Annotated in this window: 25 protein-coding genes, 1 tRNA gene and 2 pseudogenes; 11 read left to right on the forward strand and 17 right to left on the reverse strand. The window is 50.7% G+C overall.

What is annotated here, in order from left to right:
- From AC4QZR_RS16715 to prmC, 4 genes are all read right to left on the reverse strand, one after another.
- A partial coding sequence (locus AC4QZR_RS16715; protein ID WP_494481955.1) for a GDP-mannose 4,6-dehydratase occupies positions 1-366 on the reverse strand: 366 nt, incomplete at its 3' end.
- 3 nt (positions 367-369) lie between these two features.
- The gene (galE, locus tag AC4QZR_RS16720; RefSeq protein ID WP_494481956.1) at positions 370-1,401 is read right to left on the reverse strand and encodes a UDP-glucose 4-epimerase GalE; all 1,032 of its coding nucleotides are present in this window, start codon (positions 1,399-1,401) and stop codon (positions 370-372) included.
- Positions 1,402-1,459: 58 nt separating this feature from the next.
- Complete coding sequence (locus tag AC4QZR_RS16725; RefSeq protein WP_494481957.1) at positions 1,460-1,897, reverse strand: PH domain-containing protein; 438 nt, start codon at positions 1,895-1,897, stop codon at positions 1,460-1,462.
- A gap of 162 nt (positions 1,898-2,059) precedes the next feature.
- Positions 2,060-2,914: a peptide chain release factor N(5)-glutamine methyltransferase gene (gene prmC / locus AC4QZR_RS16730; protein WP_494481958.1), complete on the reverse strand. Its 855-nt coding sequence runs from the start codon at positions 2,912-2,914 to the stop codon at positions 2,060-2,062.
- Between the two features lie 206 nt (positions 2,915-3,120).
- Between prmC and ribD the strand changes: the two genes are divergently transcribed.
- The gene (ribD, locus tag AC4QZR_RS16735) at positions 3,121-4,173 is read left to right on the forward strand and encodes a bifunctional diaminohydroxyphosphoribosylaminopyrimidine deaminase/5-amino-6-(5-phosphoribosylamino)uracil reductase RibD (protein ID WP_494481959.1); all 1,053 of its coding nucleotides are present in this window, start codon (positions 3,121-3,123) and stop codon (positions 4,171-4,173) included.
- A 78-nt stretch (positions 4,174-4,251) separates the two neighbouring features.
- Positions 4,252-4,734, forward strand: coding sequence for a GAF domain-containing protein (locus tag AC4QZR_RS16740; protein WP_494481960.1), 483 nt, complete (start codon positions 4,252-4,254; stop codon positions 4,732-4,734).
- A gap of 88 nt (positions 4,735-4,822) precedes the next feature.
- Here the strand turns inward: AC4QZR_RS16740 and AC4QZR_RS16745 are convergent, their stop codons facing one another.
- The 6 genes from AC4QZR_RS16745 to AC4QZR_RS16770 form a co-directional block, all read right to left on the reverse strand.
- Positions 4,823-5,407, reverse strand: a complete 585-nt coding sequence (locus AC4QZR_RS16745; protein ID WP_494481961.1) for a hypothetical protein — start codon at positions 5,405-5,407, stop codon at positions 4,823-4,825.
- Between the two features lies 1 nt (position 5,408).
- Positions 5,409-6,221 carry a metallophosphoesterase family protein gene (locus AC4QZR_RS16750; RefSeq protein ID WP_494481962.1) on the reverse strand — a complete coding sequence of 271 codons (813 nt, stop codon included), beginning with the start codon at positions 6,219-6,221 and terminating at the stop codon, positions 5,409-5,411.
- A gap of 246 nt (positions 6,222-6,467) precedes the next feature.
- Positions 6,468-7,151, reverse strand: a complete 684-nt coding sequence (locus AC4QZR_RS16755; RefSeq protein ID WP_188500665.1) for a phosphatidylserine decarboxylase family protein — start codon at positions 7,149-7,151, stop codon at positions 6,468-6,470.
- Between the two features lie 121 nt (positions 7,152-7,272).
- Positions 7,273-8,547, reverse strand: coding sequence for a Glu/Leu/Phe/Val family dehydrogenase (locus tag AC4QZR_RS16760; protein ID WP_494481963.1), 1,275 nt, complete (start codon positions 8,545-8,547; stop codon positions 7,273-7,275).
- 94 nt (positions 8,548-8,641) lie between these two features.
- A complete protein-coding gene (locus AC4QZR_RS16765; protein ID WP_494481964.1) occupies positions 8,642-9,469 on the reverse strand; it encodes a phosphatidate cytidylyltransferase in 828 nt (275 codons plus the stop codon).
- A gap of 45 nt (positions 9,470-9,514) precedes the next feature.
- The gene (locus AC4QZR_RS16770) at positions 9,515-10,480 is read right to left on the reverse strand and encodes a CPBP family intramembrane glutamic endopeptidase (RefSeq protein WP_494481965.1); all 966 of its coding nucleotides are present in this window, start codon (positions 10,478-10,480) and stop codon (positions 9,515-9,517) included.
- 53 nt (positions 10,481-10,533) lie between these two features.
- Here AC4QZR_RS16770 and dusB point away from each other — a divergent pair, with 53 nt between their 5' ends.
- The 4 genes from dusB to AC4QZR_RS16790 all read left to right on the forward strand — a co-directional run bounded on the left by dusB (position 10,534) and on the right by AC4QZR_RS16790 (position 15,231).
- Positions 10,534-11,523: a tRNA dihydrouridine synthase DusB gene (dusB, locus tag AC4QZR_RS16775; protein ID WP_494481966.1), complete on the forward strand. Its 990-nt coding sequence runs from the start codon at positions 10,534-10,536 to the stop codon at positions 11,521-11,523.
- A 249-nt stretch (positions 11,524-11,772) separates the two neighbouring features.
- Complete coding sequence (locus AC4QZR_RS16780; RefSeq protein WP_494482161.1) at positions 11,773-12,618, forward strand: DMT family transporter; 846 nt, start codon at positions 11,773-11,775, stop codon at positions 12,616-12,618.
- A 161-nt stretch (positions 12,619-12,779) separates the two neighbouring features.
- Complete coding sequence (locus AC4QZR_RS16785; protein WP_494481967.1) at positions 12,780-14,768, forward strand: Na+/H+ antiporter NhaC family protein; 1,989 nt, start codon at positions 12,780-12,782, stop codon at positions 14,766-14,768.
- A gap of 10 nt (positions 14,769-14,778) precedes the next feature.
- On the forward strand, positions 14,779-15,231 hold the full coding sequence (locus tag AC4QZR_RS16790; protein WP_494481968.1) for a hypothetical protein: 453 nt from the start codon (positions 14,779-14,781) through the stop codon (positions 15,229-15,231).
- A 29-nt stretch (positions 15,232-15,260) separates the two neighbouring features.
- On the opposite strand, the gene AC4QZR_RS16795 is transcribed toward AC4QZR_RS16790, so the two are convergent.
- Genes AC4QZR_RS16795 through AC4QZR_RS16805 form a run of 3 tightly spaced genes read right to left on the reverse strand, consistent with a single transcriptional unit; the run spans position 15,261 to position 17,564 of the window.
- Positions 15,261-16,196, reverse strand: coding sequence for a GNAT family N-acetyltransferase (locus AC4QZR_RS16795; protein ID WP_494481969.1), 936 nt, complete (start codon positions 16,194-16,196; stop codon positions 15,261-15,263).
- A 42-nt stretch (positions 16,197-16,238) separates the two neighbouring features.
- Positions 16,239-16,373 carry a hypothetical protein gene (locus AC4QZR_RS16800; protein WP_494481970.1) on the reverse strand — a complete coding sequence of 45 codons (135 nt, stop codon included), beginning with the start codon at positions 16,371-16,373 and terminating at the stop codon, positions 16,239-16,241.
- 15 nt (positions 16,374-16,388) lie between these two features.
- Positions 16,389-17,564, reverse strand: a complete 1,176-nt coding sequence (locus AC4QZR_RS16805; RefSeq protein WP_494481971.1) for an ATP-binding protein — start codon at positions 17,562-17,564, stop codon at positions 16,389-16,391.
- 112 nt (positions 17,565-17,676) lie between these two features.
- Here AC4QZR_RS16805 and hemA point away from each other — a divergent pair, with 112 nt between their 5' ends.
- Positions 17,677-18,951: a glutamyl-tRNA reductase gene (hemA, locus tag AC4QZR_RS16810; protein WP_494481972.1), complete on the forward strand. Its 1,275-nt coding sequence runs from the start codon at positions 17,677-17,679 to the stop codon at positions 18,949-18,951.
- 71 nt (positions 18,952-19,022) lie between these two features.
- Here the strand turns inward: hemA and AC4QZR_RS16815 are convergent, their stop codons facing one another.
- Both AC4QZR_RS16815 and AC4QZR_RS16820 read right to left on the reverse strand, forming a co-directional pair.
- Positions 19,023-19,208 carry a hypothetical protein gene (locus tag AC4QZR_RS16815; protein WP_494481973.1) on the reverse strand — a complete coding sequence of 62 codons (186 nt, stop codon included), beginning with the start codon at positions 19,206-19,208 and terminating at the stop codon, positions 19,023-19,025.
- A 40-nt stretch (positions 19,209-19,248) separates the two neighbouring features.
- Positions 19,249-19,542: pseudogene (locus AC4QZR_RS16820) on the reverse strand (Bor family protein).
- Positions 19,543-19,833: 291 nt separating this feature from the next.
- Here AC4QZR_RS16820 and AC4QZR_RS16825 point away from each other — a divergent pair.
- Entirely contained in the window at positions 19,834-20,241 is a 408-nt protein-coding gene (locus AC4QZR_RS16825; RefSeq protein ID WP_494481974.1) for a hypothetical protein, read from the forward strand.
- Positions 20,242-20,406: 165 nt separating this feature from the next.
- Here the strand turns inward: AC4QZR_RS16825 and AC4QZR_RS16830 are convergent, their stop codons facing one another.
- Positions 20,407-20,715: an ArsR/SmtB family transcription factor gene (locus tag AC4QZR_RS16830; protein ID WP_076421268.1), complete on the reverse strand. Its 309-nt coding sequence runs from the start codon at positions 20,713-20,715 to the stop codon at positions 20,407-20,409.
- 438 nt (positions 20,716-21,153) lie between these two features.
- Here AC4QZR_RS16830 and AC4QZR_RS16835 point away from each other — a divergent pair, with 438 nt between their 5' ends.
- Entirely contained in the window at positions 21,154-21,453 is a 300-nt protein-coding gene (locus AC4QZR_RS16835) for a Glu/Leu/Phe/Val dehydrogenase dimerization domain-containing protein (protein ID WP_494481975.1), read from the forward strand.
- Positions 21,449-22,606, forward strand: a pseudogene (locus AC4QZR_RS16840) (Glu/Leu/Phe/Val dehydrogenase dimerization domain-containing protein); the annotation flags it as partial. The gene AC4QZR_RS16835 and the pseudogene AC4QZR_RS16840, both read left to right, overlap by 5 nt.
- A 391-nt stretch (positions 22,607-22,997) precedes the next feature.
- Here the strand turns inward: AC4QZR_RS16840 and AC4QZR_RS16845 are convergent.
- Positions 22,998-25,496 (reverse strand): AsmA family protein, encoded by a 2,499-nt coding sequence (locus AC4QZR_RS16845; protein WP_494481976.1) that lies wholly within the window; start codon positions 25,494-25,496, stop codon positions 22,998-23,000.
- Positions 25,497-25,699: 203 nt separating this feature from the next.
- Here AC4QZR_RS16845 and AC4QZR_RS16850 point away from each other — a divergent pair.
- Positions 25,700-25,774: transfer RNA gene (locus AC4QZR_RS16850), tRNA-Val, on the forward strand.
- Positions 25,775-25,900 lie beyond the last annotated feature (126 nt).

A 25,900-nucleotide genomic window follows, 5' to 3' on the forward strand; every position in this document is an offset into this window, starting at 1 on the left:
GCCTTCGTAGTCTCCGGCCCAGGTGTGGCGGCAGGCTTCCAGCAGGTTGACTGTGCCCATCACGTTAGTCTGCACGAAGGCCATCGGCCCGGCAATCGAGCGGTCGACGTGCGACTCGGCCGCCAGGTGGATGACCGCCTCAAATCTGTACTCAGAAAATATCTCCTCCAGGAAGGCGGCGTCGGTGATGTCGCCCCTGAGGAAGGTGTAGTTCTCCCTACTCTCCACGTCCACCAGGTTCTGCAGGTTGCCCGCGTAGGTGAGCGCGTCGAGGTTGAAGACGTTGTAGCCGGGGTAAGCTTCCACAAATAGCCGCACCACGTGCGAGCCGATGAAGCCCGCTCCACCCGTGATCAGTAGATTCATATTTTAAGCTTGTACTGCTGTTTTCTTTAAATGCATTTGCCAGTCCCAGGCGCTCTTCATGGCTTCTTCCAGAGTACTGGTTGTCTTGAAGCCTAACTCTTCTGTCGCTTTGGTTACGTCGGCGTATATTTTGGGCACATCTCCCAGGCGACGAGGACCTATCTTATAGTTGAGTTTCTCGCCGGTGGCACGCTCAAAAGCCTGCACTGCTTCCAGCACCGTGTTGCCCGTGCCTGTACCCACGTTGAAAAACTCGATGTTTTCAGCCTTGCCGGACAAGAGCCTCTCAATTGCCACCACGTGTGCTTTGGCCAGATCCACCACATGCACGTAGTCGCGGATGCAGGTGCCGTCCGGGGTGTCGTAATCGTTGCCGAAGATGGTTAGCTGCTCCCGTATACCTGCGGCTGTTTGGGTGATAAAGGGCACCAGGTTGTTCGGAACTCCTAACGGAAGCTCGCCTATTTTGGCGGAATGGTGCGCTCCGATCGGGTTGAAGTAGCGCAGCGCAGTCGTGTACATATCGCTGCCACTGGTTGCCAGATCTGTCAGGATTTCTTCGCAGATCTTTTTGGTGTTGCCATAAGGTGAGTTGGCTTTCTGTACCGGGGTCTGCTCTGTTACGGGCAGCTTGTCAGGTATACCGTATACCGTGCAGGATGAGGAGAACACCAACTTATTCACGTTAAACTCTTGCATTACCTGCAGCAAAGCCACCAGCGAGCCCACGTTGTTGTGGTAGTACTTGAGCGGCTCTTCCACCGACTCACCCACGGCCTTGTAGGCAGCAAAATGGATAACGCCCGCTATACCTGTTTCCTCTTCAAAGACCTGGCGCAGTGCGGCCGTATCCGTACAGTCGATGCGGTGGCAGGTAACTTCCCGACCCAATATGTCGGCTATACCTTGCAGGGAGCGCTCTTCGGTGTTGGAGAAATTGTCGATGATGATGGGTTCGTAGCCTGCCTGTACCAACTCTACCACGGTATGGGAGCCAATATAGCCCGCCCCTCCTGTCACTAAAATCTTCTTCATATGATTTGTTTTCAAGCTGTTTTAAAGCCTTCTCGTTTTGTAGCTGCCTGGTGGCAAACTACTGTTTTACAACTTGTATGTTCTGGTTGATCGACAACAGGTCAGCAATCACTTCCTGATTATGCTCCGGTGCAATGTATATTTCATCAAAGCGGTTGTACCTAATCACCAGTCCATTACGGGCTAGCGCTGGCTTCATCCCCACCCAACTTGTTTTCCCTTCCTCTATCCGGGTGATGCTCCCTACTTCTACTGCCCCTCTCCAGGGTCCGGACTTATACCTAAGCTTGCCGTCCAGGAGCCAATAAACAGTGCCAAAGTAAATCCAGGCGATAAGGGTTACCGGTGCAAGCAGCGGAAGCAGCATATAGGGCTTCTCTGCAAAAGCCTCCCTGTCGAGCAAGAAGACAGCGACTGGCAGCAAGAGCATCCCGATCAATATAAATTTGATCAGGCCTCTCTGGTTGGCTGCGTATACCTTGGGTTGGCTCATCATACTAAGTTTACAATACACTTAAGCTATACCTGGCTCCGCATACTTATTCTGCTCTATAACGGGCCTTCACAAAAATATAATATTAAAATGTATTTATTGTTACGAGTGACCCGGCCTCAGTGGTATGGCCAGAGAAGCCACTGCTCAATCAAAAGAGGGGTTTTACAGCTCCCCTTTCACGATTCTGTCTTTGCCGAAAAGGTCCTGTACTACCTGCGCCTGCGTGAAACCTGCCTCCAACAACAATTGCCGCACTTCGTGGCCATACTGTTCATTTATTTCGAAGTATAACCGTCCGCCCTTCTTAAGCAAATCTGCCCCCACCTCCGCGATGCGTCTGTAATATTTCAGTGGATCTTCGTCGGGCACAAACAGGGCCAGATGGGGCTCAAACGCCAGCACATTGGCGCGCATCAGGGCTTTCTCCTGCTCCTTCACATAGGGCGGGTTGCTGGTAATAATATCCAGAGAGTGAGCCGCTATACCTTGTATTGGCTCGAAAACATCCTGCTCCAGCCAGGCCACCGGCAACTTTAGCTGACGGGCATTGGTGCGGGCTACTTTCAACGCCCCTTCCGACACTTCCAATCCGTATACCCGGTCGTTCTGCAGATGAGCGGCCAGCGCCAAAGGTATACAGCCGCTGCCTGTGCAGATATCGAGCACCTGCAAACCACTTCGTCCCTGGTGTTCGCGCACGACCAGATCCACCAACTCTTCTGTTTCGGGGCGAGGAATCAGCACACGTTCGTCCACCTGCAAGTCGAGGCCGTAGAAGTGGGCGGTGCCGAGCACGTACTGCACAGGTTCCTGTTTTTTTAATCGCTCCACCGCCTGTTGCACCTGCGCCTCCTGCTCCGGATTTAATTCTTCCTGCTGGGCCAGACTCAGCTGCATCCGGCTTTTCTGTAGCACATGCTCCAGCACGAGCTGTGCAATGGCGCCGGCCTCCGGTTCAGGGTAAGCCCCCTGTATGTTTTCGCGGATGTGTTGAGATGTTTGCTGTATGGTGGCCACAGGTATAGGTTTTGTGTGATTTTAGGTACCTTTGCAAAAGTAAAATTTTATTGCATATAAGCACCCGGGCAAAAGAACTTTAGACAAAGGATAAAAGCCTTTTTAGTATAAAGCGGCCTACATCCAGATCTGGTGAACACTTAGTAAAGAGATGGTGCTCCGAACAATGGGCACCTATTTTATTCAGTAACTTTTAACTTTCTAACTTGACTGACGAACTGTACATGCGGCGTGCACTGGAACTGGCCAGACTGGGCAGTGGCTATACCTATCCCAATCCAATGGTGGGCTGTGTGATCGTGTTTGAGGGCCGCATCATCGGGGAAGGCTGGCACCGCGTGTTTGGTGGGCCGCATGCCGAAGTCAATGCCATTGCCAGCGTGCAGGACAAAAGCCTGCTGCCCAAAAGCCGCATATACGTCACGCTTGAGCCTTGTTCGCACTTTGGCAAAACGCCGCCTTGTGTTGATCTGCTGATCAGCAGCGGCGTGCGCGATGTGGTGATCTGCAACACCGACCCAAACCCGAAAGTAGCCGGACGCGGTATCAGGAAGCTGTTCGAAGCGGGCGCTCAGGTAAAAGTGGGTGTACTGGAAAACGAAGGGCTGGAGCTGAATAAACGATTCTTTACATTTCATACCCAAAAGCGGCCTTACATTCTGCTCAAATGGGCGGAGTCGGCAGACGGATTTATCAGCGGCCCCAACAACCAGCAGGTGCAGATCAGCGGGCCGCTCTCGCGCAGGCTAGTGCACAAGTGGCGCTCCGAGGAGCAGGCCATCATGGTGGGCAGCCACACGGCGGCCTGCGACAATCCTCGCCTCGATACCCGCTTCTGGCCCGGGCACAGTCCGCTGCGTGTGGTTATAGACCGCAAGCTGCAACTGCCCGACCATCTGCATTTGTTCGACAAAAGCCTGCCGACGGTGGTATATACCTACCAGCACCGGGAGCAGCAGCATGAACACCTGGCTTATGTGCAGCTGCGGGAGGAGGAGTCGCTGCTGGCGAGAATCATGCAGGACCTGCACCAGCGCCAGGTCTTGTCGCTGCTCGTAGAAGGTGGCACTTACCTGATCAAAAGCCTGTTGAAGGAAAACCTGTGGGACGAAGCGATTTGTTTCAAAAGCGAGGGCTTGGTGTTGCGCGACGGAACGCCGGCTCCGGGTATGGCGCACAGTCACTTGATCGAAGTACAGACTGCTGGTACAGACAGGCTTTTGCATTACCGGAACAGTATTTCAGAATTTAACTTTTAAACCCTGCGCGGGAGTGCTATGCTGCTTTTCAGGTATAGATTTCCTCCACAGCGCACTTATACCTATATCTTACCCATTATGGCTGAATCACTTATAGTAGACCAGAACCTTAGCAAAGAAGAAAAATATAAAGCGCTCGTTCCTCAGATCGAGGCACTGGTAACCGGCGAAACCGACCTGATCGCTAACCTTTCCAACATGATGGCCGCCCTGCGCCAGGGCATGGGCTTCTTCTGGGTGGGTGTATACTTCAACAAGGAAGGCCAACTCGTGCTGGGACCATTCCAAGGGCCGGTGGCCTGTACGCGTATACCTTACCACAAGGGCGTATGCGGTGCCTGCTATACCCGCCGCGAAACTATACTAGTGCCGGATGTGGAGGCCTTTCCGGGTCACATCGCCTGCAGCAGCGACTCTAAATCTGAGATCGTGATACCGGTGATAAAAAACGGTGAAGTGAAACTCGTACTGGATGTAGACAGCGACAAGCTCAACGATTTTGATGAAGTAGACCAGAAGTACCTCGAGCAGTTGATGAAGCTGGTGGAAAGCTGGTATTAGTCTTCCCTCCTCTTAAAAGAAACGGCCGTACCTCGGAGCGGAGGTACGGCCGTTTCTTTTAAGCTGATTTGTTAAATAAATTTTCCGGTTATAATCTCACCCGCACGCCCAGCGCCAGGTTAAAGATCTTGCCCGGACTCAGGTAGCGGGGATTCTGGATGTACGAGATCAGGTACTCTGCGCTGGTATTCAATTCGTAATATAGCCCAAACCGCTGCAGTTTCTCCACACGGGCAAAGTCCAATTGGCCACCCAGGTGCAGGTATAGGTGCAGTGCCGTCGGAAATCCGTAATAGCCTTTCTCGTATTTATCACGCGGTTCCACAATAAAGTACTCCTCCCCAAAGGTATAGCCCAGTTGCAACCCGGTGCGCAGCGGCTGCCAGTCCAGCGACCTGACAGGTATAGACTTGAAAGGTATAGCGGTGGCTTTAAGAGCTGCCGTCCAGATATGGTCCCCGCCAATGCTTTCCGGGACATAACCTATGAACAAGTCTGCTTCCAGCTCTTCGTGAAAGAAGCTCCGCCCCACCCCAACCGATGCAAAGCCTATGCTACCTGCATACTGCGCTTTGGCATGGTAGGGCGAAAACGACATCTCCTGGCTGTGTACCACCTGAGGGCTAAGCAGAATCAGCAGGCTAATGAGCGCTATGACAAAGATCCGCTCCATGTTAGTAGGCAATCCGCTTATAATCGTAGCCCCCTTCCCATACCCTCAGGTAGGTGAATTCGCGCTGCTTCACGGTGGAGGTAGCCAGGTATAGCAGGGTAGAATCGTAACGAAAGTCGGCTCTGAAACTATGAATATGTCCATGTAAACTCAGCTGCACCCGTTCGCTGTCTTTTAATGTGTTGTGGAAAGATCTTTCTAGGGCTGTATCAAAATCATTGTCATACGGCGGTATGTGCGACACCGCAATTGCCTGCTCCCAATTGTCGCCGTCCTGATGCATTAGTTGGCTGCTCAACCAGTCAATATCGGGCACTTTGCCGTTGTAGTTGTACTCCAGGCTGTTGGTGTCGATGAATACGAAGCGGGTATGGCCGTAGTCGAAGGTGTAGTTAAAGTCGCCGTACATTTGCTGGTATACCCTGCGCCCGTTGGCCAGCAGGTCGTGGTTGCCGACAACGGTCAGGTAAGGCCACTTCAGCCCTTTCATGATGTCGTGCACCCAACGGAATTCCTGCGACATGCCGAAATCAGAAATATCGCCCTGGTGAATGACGAAATCGATGTAGGGAAATGTGTTGGCTTTTTCGACGAAAGCGCTGGCGGCATCATAGAAACGCTGCGTGTCGCCCATTACGAGCAGGTGCAGCGTGTCGCCGGGCTGCTGGGTCTGCAGTCGCGCCAGGTTGCATGCGGTAAGGTCTCGCTCGTCTTCGTTAAGTATAATCTGATTCGGGTGGTACTCAAACAACTCTTCGCAGGCCGGAAGTAGGGCCAGGCTCAGCAAAAGGAACAGGAGGTAAAAATATTTCATAGGTGCTAGTGGCGCCGTGATCATGCTTTTGTCCTAACGTTCTTCAATGAAGAATGTTAGTTGACTGCTCACACACGTCATTATACATTACAAATTTAATGTTTAAACGTCGAATTTACTTCCGAGCGGCTGCTTATATTTACGAGCGGTCTGGCTCAGGTATAGCCTATCAGCAAAAAGGCCCCGCCGGAGATCGTCTCTGGCAGGGCCTTTTTATTTCTTTGCTTGTAAAGCTAATTGCTGATTTTATCCGAAGAACGTTGGGGTTTCGGTCTTGAGTTGGGCGATGACGGTCTGGCCACCTTTTGTTTTCTGCCCGAGCTCCACTTTCACTTCCGTGTCGAGTGGCAGAAAGATGTCCACACGTGAGCCGAATTTGATGAAACCGAACTCCTCGCCCTGGCTTACCTCATCGCCCTCGTTCACATACCACACAATGCGGCGTGCCATTGCACCGGCAATCTGGCGGAAGAGCACCTCAGGTCCGGCTGTTGACTCTACCACCACCGTCGTGCGCTCGTTTTGCGTGCTCGACTTCGGGTGCCAGGCTACAAAATAGTTACCCGGGTGGTATTTAAAGTAACTTACGATGCCTGAAACCGGGTTACGCGTGATGTGCACGTTGATCGGCGACATGAAAATAGAGATCTGCTTGCGCTTGTCTTTGAAGTATTCGGTCTCCTCTACTTCCTCAATCACCACCACTTTGCCGTCGGCAGGCGCCACGATCAGGTCTTCGTGCAACAGCAGGTTGCGGTAGGGGCTTCGGAAAAATTGCAGAATGAGCAGGAAGAGCACTACCGAAACACCGGAGAAAATCTTGTTGAAGGTATTGTTGTCAGCGTTGAAGTGGTAGAGCAACAGGTTGAGTACCACCAAAATCAACAGTGTAAAAAATAGAATCCTTCTTCCTTCTTTATGAATTTTCATCCGTGAAAACTAAATGCTACAGGTCCTTTATAAGTTATAATAGCCCATCCAGTTCAGTAGATGGGCTATTATCTGTTCCAAAATTATATAATCTTTCGATTATTTTACTAAAAATCTTCGCTTAGAAGCCTCCGCGGAACTTATACGTCATGGCCACTTTATCGATGGCCACAATATAAGCAGCTATACGCATCGGTACGTTGTACTTTTGCGAAGCGGCGTACACACGCTCGAACGACTCGTTCATGATGCGCTCAGCACGTTCGTTCACACGATCCAGCGTCCACTTAAAGCCCATGCGGTTCTGCACCCACTCAAAGTAAGACACGGTCACACCACCGGAGTTCGCCAGGATGTCAGGCACCACCATGATGCCTTTCTCGTTGATGATATTGTCGGCTTTGTAAGACGTAGGGCCGTTTGCACCTTCCACGATCAGGCGGGCCTGAATCTGGTCCACGTTCTTGATCGTGATCACGTCCTCCACAGCGGCTGGCACCAGCACGTCCACTTTGGAAACCAGCAGCTCATCGTTACTGATTTTCTCGGCGTTCTTGTAGCCCTCCAGGCGGCCTTTGTTGTTGTTTTTGTACTCAATCGCCTCTTCGATGTCGATGCCGTTGTCGTTCCAGTAAGCGCCGCTCACGTCGCTCACACCAAGTATCTTCACGCCGCGCTCTGACATCAGTTTGGCTGCCCAGGCACCCACGTTTCCGAAGCCTTGTATCACGGCCGTTGATTTGGCTGGGTCCATGCCCAGTTTATCCATGGCGGCCATCGCCGATACCATTACACCACGGCCGGTTGCCTCCACACGGCCAAGCGAACCACCCAGAACAAGCGGCTTGCCTGTTACCACAGCGTGTATGGTAGAGCCTTTCATGCGGGAGTATTCGTCCATCAGCCAGGCCATTTCGCGTGGGCCAGTACCCATGTCAGGGGCAGGTATGTCCTGGTCAGGTCCGAAGGTATCCACCAGCGCCTGGGTATAGGCTCTGGTCAGACGCTCCATTTCACCGGCTGACATCGAGAAAGGATCGCAGATGACACCACCTTTGGCACCACCGTAAGGAATATCCACCACGGCACACTTCCAGGTCATCCAGGCAGCCAGGGCTTTCACCTCGTCCAGGAACACGTCTGGCGCAAAGCGCACACCACCTTTGGACGGGCCCAGGATAGTGGAGTGAATAACACGGTAACCTTCAAATACGCGTACTTTTCCATCGTCCATCGTAACAGGTACGTTCACGATTACCTGACGCGTTGGCGTCTTGAGTACGTTGTAAACTTCCTCATCCAACCCAAGGATCTCTGCCGCGATGTTGAAACGCGACATCATCGATTCAAATGGGTTCTCCCTGTCCTTTATCGGTGCTGGCTCTTTGTATAACATTATTTTAAGCTTGAATTAATCGGTGAGTAACAATTATGGCGGTAAAGTTATGTAATTATTATATACACACACCTACACCCTAATCAACAATAACTTAGAATATTTTAAGGAATGCAACAATAAACGGAACGGCCAGCACCAGGCTGTCGAAGCGGTCCAGGATGCCGCCGTGGCCAGGCAGCAGCGTGCCCGAATCCTTTACGCCCAGGCTGCGCTTGAGCAGGGATTCAACTAAATCACCCAGCACGCCGAAAACCGCTACGATGATCGCTATGCCAATCCACTGATAGAGTTCCAGGTCGAGGAAGAACATGGACAGTACCCAGCCAACAATGATCGTCAGGATCGTGCCACCAATCCAGCCTTCCCAGGTTTTGCCGGGGGAAATGCGCTCGAAGAGTTTGTTCCTGCCAAAGTTTTTGCCCGCGATGTAAGCGCCCGTGTCCGATGACCAGATCAACAAAAGCAGCCCCAGGATAGGCTGCCAGCGGTACTCACCCTGCAGGTAGCCCAGTAGCTGAAGCAGCGAGAAAGGCACGGCGATGTAGACCACGCCCAGTAAGGTAAAAGCGATGTTAGTGAAAGGCTGCGGCTGTTTGCGGTATAGCTCCAGTACAAAAACCAGGAACAGGGCAGGCAGGAAAAGGTATAGCAGTTCGGTCGGGGCGTCTGCTTGCTCAAACATGAAAACGAAGATGAAGATACCAGCTGCCAATAGGGTGCCGTATACCTTGTTGGCCTTTATACCTGCTGCCCCGGCCAGTCTGTAAAACTCCAGCGTGCCCAGCACGGTGAGCCCCAGAAACAGGATGAAGAAGGTCCACTCACTAAAGATGATGCCGCCGATAAAGAGGGCCGCCCCTAATACTCCGACAATCAGGCGTTGCTGTAAATTACTAAGGGCAGATAGCTTGGTGCTCATGCGATAAGGGTTGCCGGCAGCATCAGCCGGGTGATTTGTCTGGATTTAACTGTTCTCCCGCTCTCCTGCGGCTTCGGCTATGCTTTCGGGGCGTGTGGGCGTTTGCATAAACTGCTTGTAAATGTAGTAGATTACGGCCGCACTCAACACCGCCGATATCAGAATGGTCATGACCGGCATCGGCTCCGTCGACTCGATATTGAAGTCAATGGCGCCCGTTTGCTGCAGGTATAGCAGGAACACGGTGAAGCCGTTGTTGAAGAAGTGCGCGATGATCGGCACCCAGATATTGCCCGACCACAGGTATAGGTAACCGAACAAAGCGCCCAGCAGCACGCGTGGTATAAAACCGAAGAACTGCACGTGTATGGCCGAGAAAATAATAGCTGCCACCCACACGGCCACATGCGCATTGCCCGACCAGCGGTGCACCTGGCGCTGCAGCACGCCCCGGAACACCAGTTCCTCGCCAATGGCAGGTATAACGGCAATCACTAACAGGCCCATCAGCAGGCGCGGAAACGTTCCGAAGTTGGCAATCAGTTTGGTCAGTTCGGCCAGTTCGTCCTCTTTGGCGCGCGCCCACTCCTCAAACCCTCGCATAAAGTCCGGCAAACCAAGCTCAGCGTTCCAGTTGATGATGAGTGAGTTGGCCGGCATGATAAAGATGATAACCAAGCCCGATAACAGCAGTAGAGCCGCCGTGGGCAGGTGTTTCCAGTTAAGATAGTGGCTGATGTTCACACCCGCCAGGCGTAGCATCAACAGCGGCCCCAGCACAAAGGAGCAGAACTGCACCAGGCCCTGAAAGAGCAAAAGCGCATCAGCAGCTTCCGGATGTTCCGTCGGGTTAGCCAGCAAATTGGTCAGGTCGATCACCTCGATTCCGAGCACCGTCGTTACCAGCGCCAGGTATATGAAACTGGCCACAAAATAGCCGCCCAGCATAAATGCCAGCAACAACAGCAGCACTAAAAATGGGTGTCGATCTTCGGAGATGAAACCTTTCATAGAGAAGATTAGGTTTAATTGACGTAAATTTACGTGAAATTTTAACTTTTGCTTTGGTAAAGATAGCGAACATAGAACTAGGCGAATTTCCGCTGCTGCTGGCTCCTATGGAAGACGTGAGCGATCCGCCTTTCCGAAAAGTGTGCAAGGCCAACGGGGCAGACCTGATGTATACCGAGTTCATCTCTTCTGAGGGTCTGATACGTGATGCCGCCAAAAGTGTGCAAAAACTCGACATTTTTGACTACGAACGCCCGATCGGTATTCAGATCTTCGGCTCCGACATCGACTCGATGCGCGAGGCCGCCATCGTGTCGTCGCAGGCCGGCCCCGACCTGATCGACATTAACTACGGTTGCCCTGTGAAGAACGTGGCCTGCAAGGGTGCCGGCGCCGCGCTGCTACGCGATGTGCCCAAGATGGTGAAGATGACCGAGGAGATTGTGAAAGCCACCCACCTACCCGTGACCGTGAAGACGCGCCTGGGCTGGGACGAGGAAACAAAATACATTGTAGAGACTGCCGAAAGACTGCAGGATATCGGTATAAAAGCCCTGAGCATCCACGGCCGCACCCGCGTGCAGATGTATAAAGGCGAAGCCGACTGGAGCCTGATTGCCGAGGTGAAGAACAACCCGCGCATGCACATCCCGATTTTTGGCAACGGCGACATCGATTCGCCGCAGAAAGCGCTCGAGTACCGCAACAGGTATGGCGTAGATGGTATTATGATTGGCCGCGCCTCTATTGGGCATCCCTGGATTTTCAATGAGATCAAGCACTACATGGCCACCGGCGAAGTGCTGCCAGCTCCAACTTTGGAGGAACGAGTAGAGGTATGCCGCCAGCATTTCACGCACTCGCTGGAATGGAAGGGCGACAAGCTGGGTATTTTCGAGATGCGACGCCACTATACCAATTATTTCCGCGGCCTGCCGCACTTCAAGCCGCTGCGCATGAAGCTGGTGCAGTCCGAAGACATCCAGGAAATTTACGACACGCTGGACGAGATCGCCCATACCATGGCGTATGAGGAAGCCTAACCAGTCGAGGAGTCAGAGAGTTTAGGAATTTAGGAGTGACGAGTTAAAGTATTAGAACTCCTGCCAAAATTAATTAAGGAGTTGGAGCATCAGCATACGTGTTGAGACTTCAACTCCTTTTATATTTGCTGACGAGTTTAGAAGTCCAACATCCAACTCTTAAACTCTCTAACTCCTAAACATATTCTTATCAAAACTATACCTTCTCCCCCACAAGAGCAAACAAGCACACCAGCTATTGCCTGGATACTGGTCGTAATACTCGCCCTGATCTGGGGCACCTCTTTTATACTCATCAAGAAAGGCCTGGTCGTTTACTCTTCCGGTGAGCTGGGGGCTTTGCGCATGGTCATTGCCTGTGCCGCGTTACTGCCCTTTGCTATTAAGAATGTGCGCAAGGTGGAACCGGGACGCTGGAAGTTTCTGCTGGGCAGCGGTCTTCTTGGCAACTTCCTCCCGGCTTTTCTGTTTGCCATCGCTGAGACACGCCTGGCCAGTGGGCTGGCTGGCGTACTCAACTCGCTCACGGCACTATTCACGTTGCTGGTAGGTGCCGCCTTGTTTGGCCAGTCTATCACCTGGATGCGCATGCTCGGCATCGTGGTAGGTATAGCGGGTACGGCTGTGCTCATCTTCTCAGGCAATGGCAACGCCGAACTCGACAACATGTACTATGGACTGTACATCGTGCTGGCCACCATTTTCTACGGTATCAGCGCCAACCTTATCAAGTTCCGACTGCACGGCATCAAGGCGATTGCTGTTTCCAGTCTGGCTTTGCTCACAGTGGGTCCTGTTGCACTCGTATACCTGTTCACCACCGATTTCTGGTACAAACTTCACCATGTGCCGGGCGCCTGGGAAGCGCTCATGTACATTGCCATACTGGCCGTGTTCAGTACCGCCATCGCCTTGGTGCTCTTCAATAAACTGATCCACATCTCCACCACCCTGTTTGCCAGCTCCACCACCTACCTTATACCTGTAGTGGCGCTTATGTGGGGAGTTTTGGATGGCGAGGAAATTCATCTTTGGCACTATGTGGGCATGGTTATCATTCTGGCAGGGGTGTTTATTGTGAACCGGGCAAAGTAATTTCCGAGAATCAATAAGGCTATACCTTCATCAGCGGCCTCTGTCCTACCCGGGCAGAGGCTGATTTATTTCATCCCAGCAAGATATGCCAGTATCAGAATTTTCTAATCTCTCGATAATTTACTTATTTAAGGGTTTAGAAGAACCGACCCAACCACCCTATGAGGTTATTACAAACCCTTTTGAGTCTTGCGCTGCTGCTGTTTCTCTCCTTTCAAGCAACGGCACAGGAAGACAATTCAGAACTCGCCATACAGGAGCTCAAGCTGCAGGCTGTGAACGATACGGCCTTTATGCTGCACGTCACCAACGAGTCGGGCAACCTGGTCAGGTATAGCGGCCCCCTGTCGGTACGCATCAACGGCGACTTGCAGGAAATCAGCTTTACGGAAGGCGAAGCCCGCTTCTCTATACCTCAAAAAGCCAATCTGGTACAGGTGAGCGCCAATATCGGCACCCATACCATAGCCCGCCTATACCGCCTCGATGCCGAATCCGAGCACGGCATGCGCCACTTCCCGATGTGGCTCTCCATACTGCCGCCACTTATTGCTATCATCCTGGCCCTTATTTTCAGGGAGGTGCTGCTGTCACTTTTTGCCGGCATTTGGGTAGGTGGCTTTGTGATCTACGGCCTTTCCCTGAAGGCATTTTTCACCAGCCTGTTAGCCGTGGCAGACACTTATCTTGTTGGTGCCCTCACCGATCGGGATCATATTTCCGTCGTTATTTTCTCGATGCTGATAGGCGGCATGGTGGCCATTATCTCCAAGAACGGGGGCATGGCAGGCGTCGTGAACAAGCTTTCGCGCTACGCACACTCCGCCCGGAGCTCGCAGCTGGTAACATGGGTTTTGGGCGTCGCCATCTTTTTTGACGATTACGCCAACTCCCTGATCGTGGGCAACACCATGCGCCCCGTTACAGACAAGCACCGCGTTTCGCGCGAAAAACTGGCCTACATCGTAGACAGCACTGCTGCTCCTGTGGCCGCCATCGCGTTTGTAACCACCTGGATCGGCGCTGAGCTGGGCTATATCAAGGATGCCACTGTCACGCTAGGTATAGAGGAGGGGGCTTATTCGATGTTTTTAAACTCCCTGCAGTATGCCTACTACCCGGTGCTCACGCTGGTGTTTATGCTGATGCTGATCTGGATGAACCGCGATTATGGCCTGATGTACAAAGCCGAGCGCCGCGCCCGCACGACAGGCGCCGTGAGCAACCACCGCCCCGACAGCCGCAGCGACGCCCGCCAACACCTGGAAATGGCCGAGTTCGAAGCCATTGACCCTGACCGAAGCCGCGCCTTTAATGCGTTGATACCTGTTCTGGTGGTTATTTTCGGAACCGTCATCGGCCTGCTCTACACGGGTTATAATCCCGAAACCTGGGCTGACCCAAGTATAGGCTTCTTCCGAAAACTCTCCATCACCATCGGCGATTCCAACTCCTATACCGCACTGATCTGGGCATCACTTTCAGGGGTGGTTGTGGCGATAGCCCTTACAGTGAGCCAGCGCATCATGAGCATCTACGAAACGATGGAATCGCTGCTGACGGGCTTTAAAACGATGCTGCCGGCCATGCTCATCCTGATCCTGGCCTGGTCGCTGGCGCAGGTAACCAAAGAGCTTTACACGGCCGAGTACCTCACCTCGCTTTTCTCTGGCAATGTTTCGCCGCGCTGGCTCCCTGAGATCACCTTTTTCCTGGCTGGCATCATAGCCTTTTCAACCGGCTCGAGCTGGGGCACCATGGCCATTCTTTATCCGCTGATGCTGCCTGCCACCTGGTATGTAAGCCAGCAGCACGGCATGAGCGTGGAGGAGACCATGCCGATCATGTACAATGTGATTTCGGTAGTGCTGGCCGGTGCCGTATTTGGCGACCACTGCTCCCCTATTTCCGATACCACCATTCTCAGTTCCCTAGCCTCGGGCTGCAACCACATCGACCATGTGAAGACGCAGCTGCCTTATGCCATTACGGTAGCGCTGGTTGCCAACCTGGTCTGCACCTCACTTTCAAGCTGGGGCGTGAATTGGTTTTTGGTATACCTCATAGGAATTGCCGCACTATGGGGCATCATCAGGCTGTTTGGCAAAAAAGCAGAACACACGCCCGCGCTGGCTGAAGTAGCAAACTAGAAAAGAGACGATGATTCCAAAGCTGCAACAACGAGAGAATCTGACACAGAATGAGAAACTAGCGGAAGAGTTTGGTCGCATGCAACAGTTGATTGATGCGCTGAACAGCAAAGCCATTCCGGAAGGTATAGCCGCTACTATCGCGCAGCAAATTGAGGCACTCAACAGCCCGGACATTCCAGCACCGCTATACGCTGCCCGGCTGAAGAAAACCCGAAGCTTCATTCTCAAGCTGGTGGAAAAGCAGTTAAAACTGGTGCCTCAAAAGCACTATCAGAAACTATGGCTGGCACTTGGCATATCAGCATTAGGGATTCCTTTCGGTGTTGTATTCTCCGTAGCGCTAAAGAACTTCGCTTTTCTTGGATTAGGTATGCCGATTGGAATAGGGATGGGTATAGCCGTTGGCACAAAGCTCGATGAAAAGGCCAAAGCCGAAGGCAGGCAGCTCGATTTGGAGTAGATTTACGAACTCACCTTTCTTACCGGAAGTTAAAAGTCTAGCCGGTAAAAATCGTGCACGACGGTGCGGGCGCCATAGCTCTCTTTGTAGCTGACCAGGCCCTCGTTCAGGTATAGTCCTTGCTGTTCCGTAGAAACGCCGAAGCTGAAGTACTTTTTGTGTGGGTATACCTTTTGGATCAGGTGATCAACAAGCACGTAAGCTGCCCCTTCTTCCTGCGCCCTATTGTTTGCCCCAATATACTGACAATGGGCAACAGTGGCTGTTTCGTATACCAAGGCGCCTGTCAGTAGCTCGCCCTCGTGTACAATGGTGTAAAGGCTGATGTTTTCGGGGAATAATTGCGCCAGCCTCCCAACTTCCTCTGCTGTATGCACCGGTTGTAGCCTATGCCTGCTTTCAAGCTTTGCACCTACAAGCTGCATGAAACCGGCATAATCTTCTAACTGCTGCACCTGCCACTCCTGCTGCCTGCCCTGCGACAAACGCCAACGGCGGTCTCTGCTATACCTGACAGGCTGCCCCTGGTCTATGACGGAATTCACATCCCGGCGGTATAACGTGGCCTCATACCTGAATAAGGCATAGAGGTCTTCTTCGGCTGGTAGTTGGTGGTAGATGTGCGGGATGGCTTTGTAATAAAGTGTCTTGAAATGCTGCTCCCGGCTATACCTGACCAGGGCCTCAAACACCTGCAGCATCAGTGGGGCTTTCATTTTCCTGCTGCTCACCATTCCCCCATAGCTCAGCCCTGCATGAGAGTGCAATGCATCGTTTGCCACATTGGCCGGGAGTACTGCTACCAGTTTGCCTTTGTGGTAGAACAGCAGCGAGTGGTCCTCGAAGCGGTCGGCATGATACTCCATGTAGTCGCGAAGAAACAGGAACGTTCCGTTTTTGGAGGCTTTCACAAAAGCATCCCACTCCGGTTTATACCTGGCGCTATACCTGACTACTGTTACCATTGCTTCCTGAAAAGGCTTGTCTCTGATGGATACTCTGTTTAATTAAAAAACTATACCTGTGATGTGGGCTATACCTGCAAAAAAGCGGACAGGTCGCGACTTGTCTCTGCTGCTATACCTGTCGATGAGGTTATGGTCTAACGGCGCTACATGGCTGTTTTTCAACCTACTCCTCAACGCTCAAACTTAAAATCACCTGTTCAGCACGATCCGGAAGGTGGTGCCTTTGCCGATCTCGGAGGACTTGACGTAGAGCCTACCTTCGTGGTAGTTGTCGATGATGCGCTTGGCCAGTGCCAAACCCAGCCCCCATCCCCTCTTTTTGGTGGTGAAGCCCGGCAAAAATACCGAATCCATTTTGCTCTTTGGTATACCTTTGCCAGTATCGCTGATGTCGAGTGCAATCTGACTTTTGCCTAGCAGCGAGAGCTGTAGCCGGATGCTGCCGCGGCCTTCCATCGCATCCACTGCATTTTTGCAGATGTTCTCAATCACCCAGTCGAAGAGCGGCACATTTACCTTGGCCGTGATCTCGGGGGCGAAGTTTGACGCTACCGTAAAGTCTACCTTGCTCGAAATGCGGTTTTGCAGGTAGCCAATCGCATTTTCGGTTACCTGCAGAATATTTTCGTCGCGTAGCAGCGGCACGGAGCCTATGTTGGAGAAGCGCTCCGTGATAATTTCCAGTCGGCGGATGTCTTTCCAAAGCTCCGCCGTGATGGGCTCGTTCTCGAACTTCGGGCTGGACTTCATGTACTCATACCAGGCCATGAGCGAGGAAAGCGGTGTACCCAGCTGGTGGGCCGTTTCCTTTGCCAGTCCCACCCATACCCTGTTTTGCTCGGCCTTGCGGGAGTAACTGAAAGCGAAGTAAGCCATTAAGGCAAAGCAGGCAATCACCATCAGCTGCACATAGGGATAGTAACGAAGCTGCGAAAGCAGGTCCGAGTCTTTGTAGAACACGTAGTTTTCAGAACCCTCCGCCCAGGGCACGATAATCGGAGCGTGCTGCGCCTTCATGCGGGCAATCTCACGCTGCAACAGCTCATTTTTGCGTTCCTCCGAAATTTTGTCAGGCAGGTTGATATTCTTGAAATCGAGAATGTTTTCGTTCTCGTCTGTCAGGATAACAGGTATGGTGTGGTTAGATGAGAGTATTTCCTCTTCAATGAAAACGATGTTGTCATCACTGGGAGCATTGATCATGTAGCGCAGCCCCTTGGCATAAAGCTGTACCAATTCCTGCTCTCTTTCAGACAATTTGCTCACTAATACGTTAGTGTACGTAATGGTAACCGCCCCGATAAAGAGCGCGACAATAACGACGAGAAACTTTATTCTGTTTTTCTGGGCGTAAATGGGAATCATGCGGTGCGCGAAAATTATCTGAAATTAGTATAAATTAATTAATAAGGTCAAGTAAGTTTCTTTTTAATAAGCAAAGCAGTAATTTTGCACTTTAGTATTCCGAACGAAAGTTATGCTTCAGAACTTTAAAGCAATCAGCCTGTCCTACAAGAAAGCACCGCTGGATATCAGGGAGCTGATTGCCTTAGATGAGAACTCATGCAGGCAATTTATTCAGACGCTGAAGAGCTTTATTCAGGCCTCTGACATACTGGTGCTCTCTACCTGCAACCGCACCGAAGTGTACTATAACTCCGATGTGGACTATAGCACCGAAATTGTGAAGCTGCTTGGCATCACCAAAGGCATCGACAACATTACCCAATACCTCGACTACTTTACGATCCTCAACGAGCACAACGGTGCCGTTCAGCATTTATTTGAGGTAAGCATGGGGCTTGAGTCGCAGGTGGTGGGCGATATGCAGATCACCAACCAGGTGAAGCAGTCGTACCAGTGGGCAGCCGACAACGAGACCGCCGGTCCGTTCCTGCACCGCCTGATGCACACTATCTTCTTTACTAACAAGCGCGTTGTGCAGGAGACTGCCTTCCGCGATGGTGCCGCCTCTACGTCTTATGCCGCCATTGAGTTGATCGAGGAACTGACTGCCGATGTTGTGGCTGAGCCCAAGATCCTGGTGGTGGGAGTAGGCGAGATTGGTGCAGATGTGTGCCGTCATCTCAAAGACAAAGGCTACCAACACGTCACTATTACCAACCGCACCATGGCCAAGGCGCAGGTCCTGGTGGACGAGTGCGGTATGACTGTGCTTCCGTTTGAAGATATCGTGCAGGGTTTGAAAGAGGCAGACGTGATTATCTCATCGGTGGCTCGCGAAACCCCTTTCTTTACCAAAGAAATGATCCAGCGCCTGAACGTGCTCACGTTTAAGTTTTTTATAGACCTGTCTGTGCCGCGCAGCGTGGAGTCCGAGGCAGAAGCCGTGCCTGGCGTACTGGTTTACAACATCGATACGATACAAAATAAAGCATCGGCCGCACTACAGCAGCGCATTAACTCTGTGCCGCAGGTACGCGCTATCATCGAAGAGTCGATCGAACAGTTTAACGACTGGTCGAAGGAGATGATGGTATCACCTACTATCAACAAGCTGAAAAACGCGCTGGAGTCGATCCGTCAGGAAGAGATGGCTCGCTATATGAAAAAGCTCGGCCCGAAAGAGGCTAAGTTGGTTGATAACATCACCAAATCGATGATGCAGAAAGTGATTAAGCTGCCAGTGCTGCAACTGAAAGCGGCCTGCAAGCGCGGTGAAGCCGAAACACTGATCGATCTGCTGAACGACCTGTTTGATCTGGAGAAGCAGGAGGTTGACGTAAACTAACCATTGATATTTCAAGAGATAAAAAAAGCTGGCTCGTATGGGCCAGCTTTTTTTATCTCTTGAAATATTGTTTACTCCTGTAGCACAATCTTTTTACCAACTATAAAGGCACTAGCCAGCACCAATACAAATAGTATACAATTACCTACCAGGTAACCCATTCCGTAGTCAGAGAGCTTATCAAACTCTAAAGAAAAAATCGCATAGCCGAAATAGATCGCCAATACAGTCAGAACCAGGAATACAAATACCTTCATAAGATTAGATTGCGTTACAGGAAAATAGCTTCAGGAATTATTACTTAGTAACAATAGTAGTTGTTGGCGTGTAGATTCCCCACGTCAGTGCGTTCAGCAAACCATCAACGAAAGTATGGGTAATTGTAACAGTTTAGTCCTCAGCTCCTCCAGCCAGTTCTTTAGGGTTAGATGTGCTTATTGGTGCCAGACCATAAATCAAGTAATGATTCATTTTCTTTACCTGAACATTAGACTGTGCACCGTTACCCACTGTAAAAGTGTAGGTATAGCATGAGGTCATTGACAGAGTCATAGCATCTCCAACAATAAGCGAAAGTAAATTTCTTTTCATTTTGTAATAAAATATAAAATGTGTATAAATGTTTGAACACTCAGATATACAAAATCCTATATATAGGACATTATTATACGAATTAAATTAACATTACCAGTTAAAGTGAAAGCTGACCTTAAAAAGACCCGCTTTTTTCATGTCTAATCTTGCAACATATAAATATTTATACATATCTTTGCACATATAAATATTCAAATAAGATATTTGCTTTAACCAGAAGAAATTTCGATCCAAGCTACGAGAACAGCAGCAAACAAAGTCCATCTTATCACCCTTAGTGCAGTAAAAATGAAAAACATCTCCGCCCTCCTATCCTTTATCACTGTTGTTCTGTTATTCAGCTCCTGCACCAGCCACTCATTTATGCTGACAGAGCGCGACATTGCCAATGATGGCATTGCCCCAATCCGGAAGTCAGACTTTAGGATGGTGGCCGATAAACCGGCGGATGCTCATGCAGATGCAGACGCCAAGTGGGTAGCTACTTCAAAGCCGCATGTTGCCTCCACTTCGGCCCGTGTCGTGCGCCGCACCGATGCCGTGGCACTTTCTGCCGCCACTACCCACGAAGGCCACGAGATACTAAAGCGTGAAGTTGAAAAGGCCATGAAGAAGGAAAAGTCTGCCGCTGCTCCCAGTAAGAGGGAAGTGAAAGCAAAAAAGCAGAAAGAGACAGGCGATAAAATTTTACTCTAAGCCTCAGCCACAAAAAACCATTTTGCACGGTTCTTCGTGAACCGCCTATTTTATTTAGTATAAAAAAAGCCAAAGGTCCCCGTCTGCTTCATTTTACGAAGGGAACGGAGACCTTTGGCTTTTCTATGAATGTAATACTCAGTGCCTCAGCACCTGGGCGGATCACTAAATATCAATGCAGCATTCTTCCAGGCAATCGATCACGTCGATCAGCTTTGGAATGGCAAGGGAATAGTAAATTTTGGTGCCAACCTTAAAGGAAGACAGGACCCCTTTGTCCTTCAGTGTAATCAAATGCTGGGAAGCAATAGCCTGTGGCAGGTCTAGATACTTATAAATTTCCGTAACAGTCATTTTATCCTCCTTGCCGAGCAAGTCCACTATCGCCAGTCTCTTCGGGTGTGCCAACACTTTCAGCATGGCTGCCGCCTTATCTATTTTCTTAGATTCAATTCTAGATAACAAACTTTTCATAATTAATAATTATACCTAACAGTTTCTACATACATTTAAACAATACAATTCATATTAAGATATATACGGCAACCGCGACATTTGGCTGATGTAGCTCCAAAGGAATTTTAAAATTTTCTTCTGAAGCCCTCATAACACAACACACTCCTTGTCAGATACATCCTGAATGATGAATTGAGTACATGTACGTATAAAAATTAAAATTGGATATATGAAATACTTAATGTTGATAGATTACTATATAGCCTTTTCCTAATTGCCTTCCTCCGTGAAACGTCCAATACGTAAAGCAGTTCACCGAAAATTCAGTGTCACAACGTGTATTCCCAGCACAGTACAATATAAACGCCTGGATAGGTATAAGATTTCATAGCCCTGTACGCTCCGGGGTAATTTTGTACCTTTGCGGTCTGTAAACCCTTAACTACAAACAAACCCATGAAAGAGCTTCTCGAAAAATTTGAGAATAAACGTCCTGAGATAGTATTTGAGTGGAAAGATGCTGAGACTGAGGCAGAAGGTTGGGTGGTGATCAACTCGCTGCGCGGTGGTGCAGCCGGTGGTGGCACCCGCATGCGCAAAGGCCTGGACAAGCGCGAGGTAGAATCGTTGGCCAAAACCATGGAAGTGAAGTTCACCGTATCAGGTCCTGCCATCGGCGGGGCTAAGTCAGGTATAAACTTCGACCCGGCCGACCCACGGAAGCGCGGCGTGCTGGAGCGCTGGTACAANGACTGAGGCAGAAGGTTGGGTGGTGATCAACTCGCTGCGCGGTGGTGCAGCCGGTGGTGGCACCCGCATGCGCAAAGGCCTGGACAAGCGCGAGGTAGAATCGTTGGCCAAAACCATGGAAGTGAAGTTCACCGTATCAGGTCCTGCCATCGGCGGGGCTAAGTCAGGTATAAACTTCGACCCGGCCGACCCACGGAAGCGCGGCGTGCTGGAGCGCTGGTACAAGGCAGTTATTCCACTGCTCAAAAGCTACTACGGCACAGGCGGCGACCTCAACGTGGACGAGATACACGAAGTGATACCTATTACGGAAGATTATGGCCTGTGGCACCCGCAGGAAGGTGTTGTGAACGGGCATTTCAACGCCACTGAGCCGCAGAAGATCAACAAAGTAGGCCAACTGCGCCAGGGCGTGATCAAAGTAATTGAAGATCCGGCTTATACCCCGGCGGCAACCCGCAAGTATACAATAGCCGATATGATTACAGGTTATGGTGTGGCCGAAGCTGTATGTCATTACTATACAATTTGGGGTGGCTCGTATGAAGGCAAGCGCGCCATCATTCAGGGTTGGGGAAATGTAGGCGCTGCTGCTGCCTTCTACCTGGCTGGCAAGGGCGTTAAGATTGTCGGTATCATCGACCGGACGGGTGGCTTGATCAGGGAAGAAGGCTTCTCCTTTGATGAGGTCCGTGAGCTATACCTGGGCCGACAGGGCAACACCCTGTATGCAGAGAACCTCATCCCATTCGAAGAGATGAACAACCGCATCTGGTCACTCCCTGCCGAAATCTTTATACCTGCCGCTGCGTCGCGCCTGGTGACGCGCGGACAACTCGAGCAAATGATCGCCAGCGGACTGGAGGTAATCTCCTGCGGAGCCAATGTGCCATTCCAAGATCCGCAGATATTCTTCGGCCCTACCGGGGAGTTTGCCGATCAAAACATATCGGTTATACCTGACTTTATCGCTAACTGCGGCATGGCCCGGGTATTTGCCTACCTGATGGAGAACGAGGTGGAAATCACGGATGATGCCATCTTCCATGACATTTCCCGTGTCATCCGGGAGGCGCTGGAAAAAACGCACACGAAGAACCAGGCAAAAACAGAGATCGCAAAGGCCTCTTTTGAAATAGCACTCAGCCAACTGCTGTAACCTTATATAAGTCCTTGGCGGACTAGGTATCAATAAAAAAGCCGGAGAAACTCCGGCTTTTTTTTCACCCTTATATTTTCAAACTGCAACGCCTTTCTTAACAAGATAGGACCTTACCAAGTAATCCTGCAGTATATATCAAATCTATTCTCAAAAACACATACAAACCATTATTGTAATTTTGTTTTATCTAACGACCGAACGCTATGCGGGTTATACAATAAACAGCATTTTTTTAACAAACACTTTCTTTTGTACTGTAGACGTTAGTTAACAAAGGATGTAAGTAAAATATAATTTTTACAATACACCAGCTATTATCCTCATAGCCTCTGCTCTATGCTGTAGATTTGCTAAGGGACTTATCAGGTAAAGCTGCTTTACTTCTGACCTAATCAAAGTCAAAATATTCACCTTCCTGCAGCTCCACTTTCTTTTCCTGTTTCACTGGCTTTTTGCCGCGCAGCAGATCCTTCAACTCCTGTCCTTCCTGTTTCAGATCGGTTTTGATCTTCTCGCGCACACGCTCGTTGTCGTACGCCAGCTTAAAGTCGCTCTCCTTGCCGCGCAGGGTCAGGAAAAGCGAGCTGTTCCCTGCATCTGTATCCTCAGCCACCACACCGTAAACGCTGTCACGGTCAGGCCGGCGATCTTTCGTAAGAGGCAGCTTGATACGATAGTCCATGTCCTGGTCGAAGGTATGGGTACCGGAGATAGACACCGAAGGTATAGCCGAGAGGTTGGAACGAATGTCCATCTCTGGAATGAAGATGGTGCGCTGCTGTATCCAGAAGTTATTGCTGAGCTCTGCAAACTTCATATTCGCCAGTTCTGACCGCTTCACGAAGGCCGACATTTTCTGCATCGGGGCAAAGTTGATCAGTTGCCCGTCGCGCACCGTGGCGGCAATCTCAGCCTGCATAAGGTCCGTTTTGGTATTGAGTTGACTATCAAAGTATACGTCCGATACAATATTGGCTGTAAGCCTACCCCGCAGCTGCTTATCCGAAATAAAGCTCTGTCCGAAATTCTCAAAAACATAGAACAGACTGTCGACGCTCATGTTGCTCAGCTTGGTAGCTGTGCTCACCTTGATGTGGTCGCGGTTGCGGGCATCGAGATTTCCGCGCACGGCGAAGTTCCCTCCAATGGCATTGAATGAGATGTTGGGTGAAGACACGATCTGGTTACGCAGTTTCACCTCTCCTTTTATGTGCTCCGCTCTGAAGCGCCTGAACTTTGCCTGCCGGATAGTGGCACCCAGGTCGAAGGCAATATCGGGGGAGATGTTGAACTTATAAGCAGCACTGCCAGTCTGCCTGGCATCGGCTGGGGTATTCAGCTCTTCGCTCAGCAACTGGTCAAAGTTGAGGTATTGGCTGCTGAAGTCGGCTTCAACAAGCAGGCGTTGCTTATCGAGCAGCAACCAGGCCATCACGTTGCGAAACATCCCGTTTAGCACGAAGTCCGAGTCGCCCAACTGTCCTTTGAAATCCGACACCGCTACATCATTCTTTTTGAAAATGAAGTTTCCGTTTAAGCCACTCAATGGCATCGGCATTTCCTTGAGGTTCAGCATCACGTTATGCAGCGTGATATCGCCGCTTGTGTTGAGCGTGCTGTTGCCCGGCCTGGCCTCGAACTCTTTTAGGTTACCTGCGAAGGCGATGTGCACATCCGCCAGGCCACTTCCGCTTTTCACCTCTTCAAGCTGCAGCAGGCTCACCACATAGCCCACATCCAGCATGCCTTTGGCACTGAAAGCCAGGTAGGGGTTCTCAAAATTGCGGTAAGTCACACTCCCCTCAAAAGGACGCTTGTTCAGGATGCCTTTCAGGTTCTTCAGCTCCAGCAACGACGTTGCAGCGCTCTTACTGGCGCCATTCGTAAAGTATCCATCCAGGTGCAGGCCTTCAATTTTCTGCTTGGTGTCAGGGTGAAAGAAGGAAGCGTTTCGGGCACCGAACTCAAAGGCCACCTCCGGGTTTTGCTTGCCGGATGCCCTGCCTCTTACAGTGCCTTTAAAGAAGACGTCTCCCTCGCTGCGGTACTGGCTGTACTCACGCGTAATATGTTGGGGCAGCAACGAGAGCAGCGACTGTATGTTGGTGTCTTTACCCTGCATTTGCAGGTCGAGTTCCGTAGTGCCTCCGTAGGCAATTTGCCCGCCTACTTCATAGGCAGCACCCTCTACCTGCACAACAGAGGGTTGCAAGGCAATGGTACGCGCGGTGCGGTCTATTGTCAGGGCGGTATGCAGCGCTACAGACTTCCCCTTGAAGAATTCACTCTCAACTATCCGGATGGTGCTGATCGTCGCGTTTCCTTTTGTTTCGAGGGTTATCTTATCGTTGGTGATCGCCATAGCCGCATCTAATTGCTGCGCGTCGGCTTCTATGTAGTGGTTCAGTTGCAGGTCGGTGTAGCGCAGCGCGACCTGGCTCAGGTTGATCTTTTCCAGATGGAAGGCGAAATCACCGGACGAATTGCTGGAGTCGGTTGCCAGGATATGGTAGTTGACCTGCCCGTTTTTGAGCACGCGCACATGGATGGAGCCGTTCTCCAGGTATAGCTGCTTCACGTCATACCTTCCCCGGATGATGTCGAACACGCTGAACGTAAAATACAACTTCTCGGCACGTGCTAACGACGAGTCACTGTCTGCTATACCTTCGTGCACGTTTACCTGCTCGAGGGCCACAGCCACCTGCGGAAACTTATCGAAAAGGGAAAGCGAAATTTTGCCGACGTCTACCTTTGTCGTGATATGCTTATTGGCTTCGGCCACAAAGAGTCCGATTATTTTATCTTGGTACGCATACACCAGCCCTGCCGAAATGCCTGTGATCGCCACTGCTGCCAGGGCGACATAAAATAGCACTTTTTTCACAACACGTTTTCGTCCCAAGAGAAAGTTCAGATTTTAAGCATCTTACAAAAGCTAAAGGTACTGCAGTATTCACACGTGCACAATAGGCGATGCGGCTCGAAAAAAAATTTTAAGATTTTTTTATCAGATGTTTTGCAGTTCCAAAAAAACACCCCATATTTGCATCATCAAACGGGGACAAAAGGTCAACGAAACGACAAAACGGGGTGTTAGCTCAGCTGGTTCAGAGCACCTGCCTTACAAGCAGGGGGTCACTGGTTCGAATCCAGTACGCCCCACAAAAGGACAACTTAAAAGTTGTCCTTTTTTTATGTTTATACTTTTCTGAAGCGCTATGCTTCAACAGGCAAACCTCCGCCCAGCCTACTGTATAACGACCTGATTTCGAATATAATCTACAGAAG

The organism is Pontibacter sp. YIM B11418 (assembly GCF_059278805.1).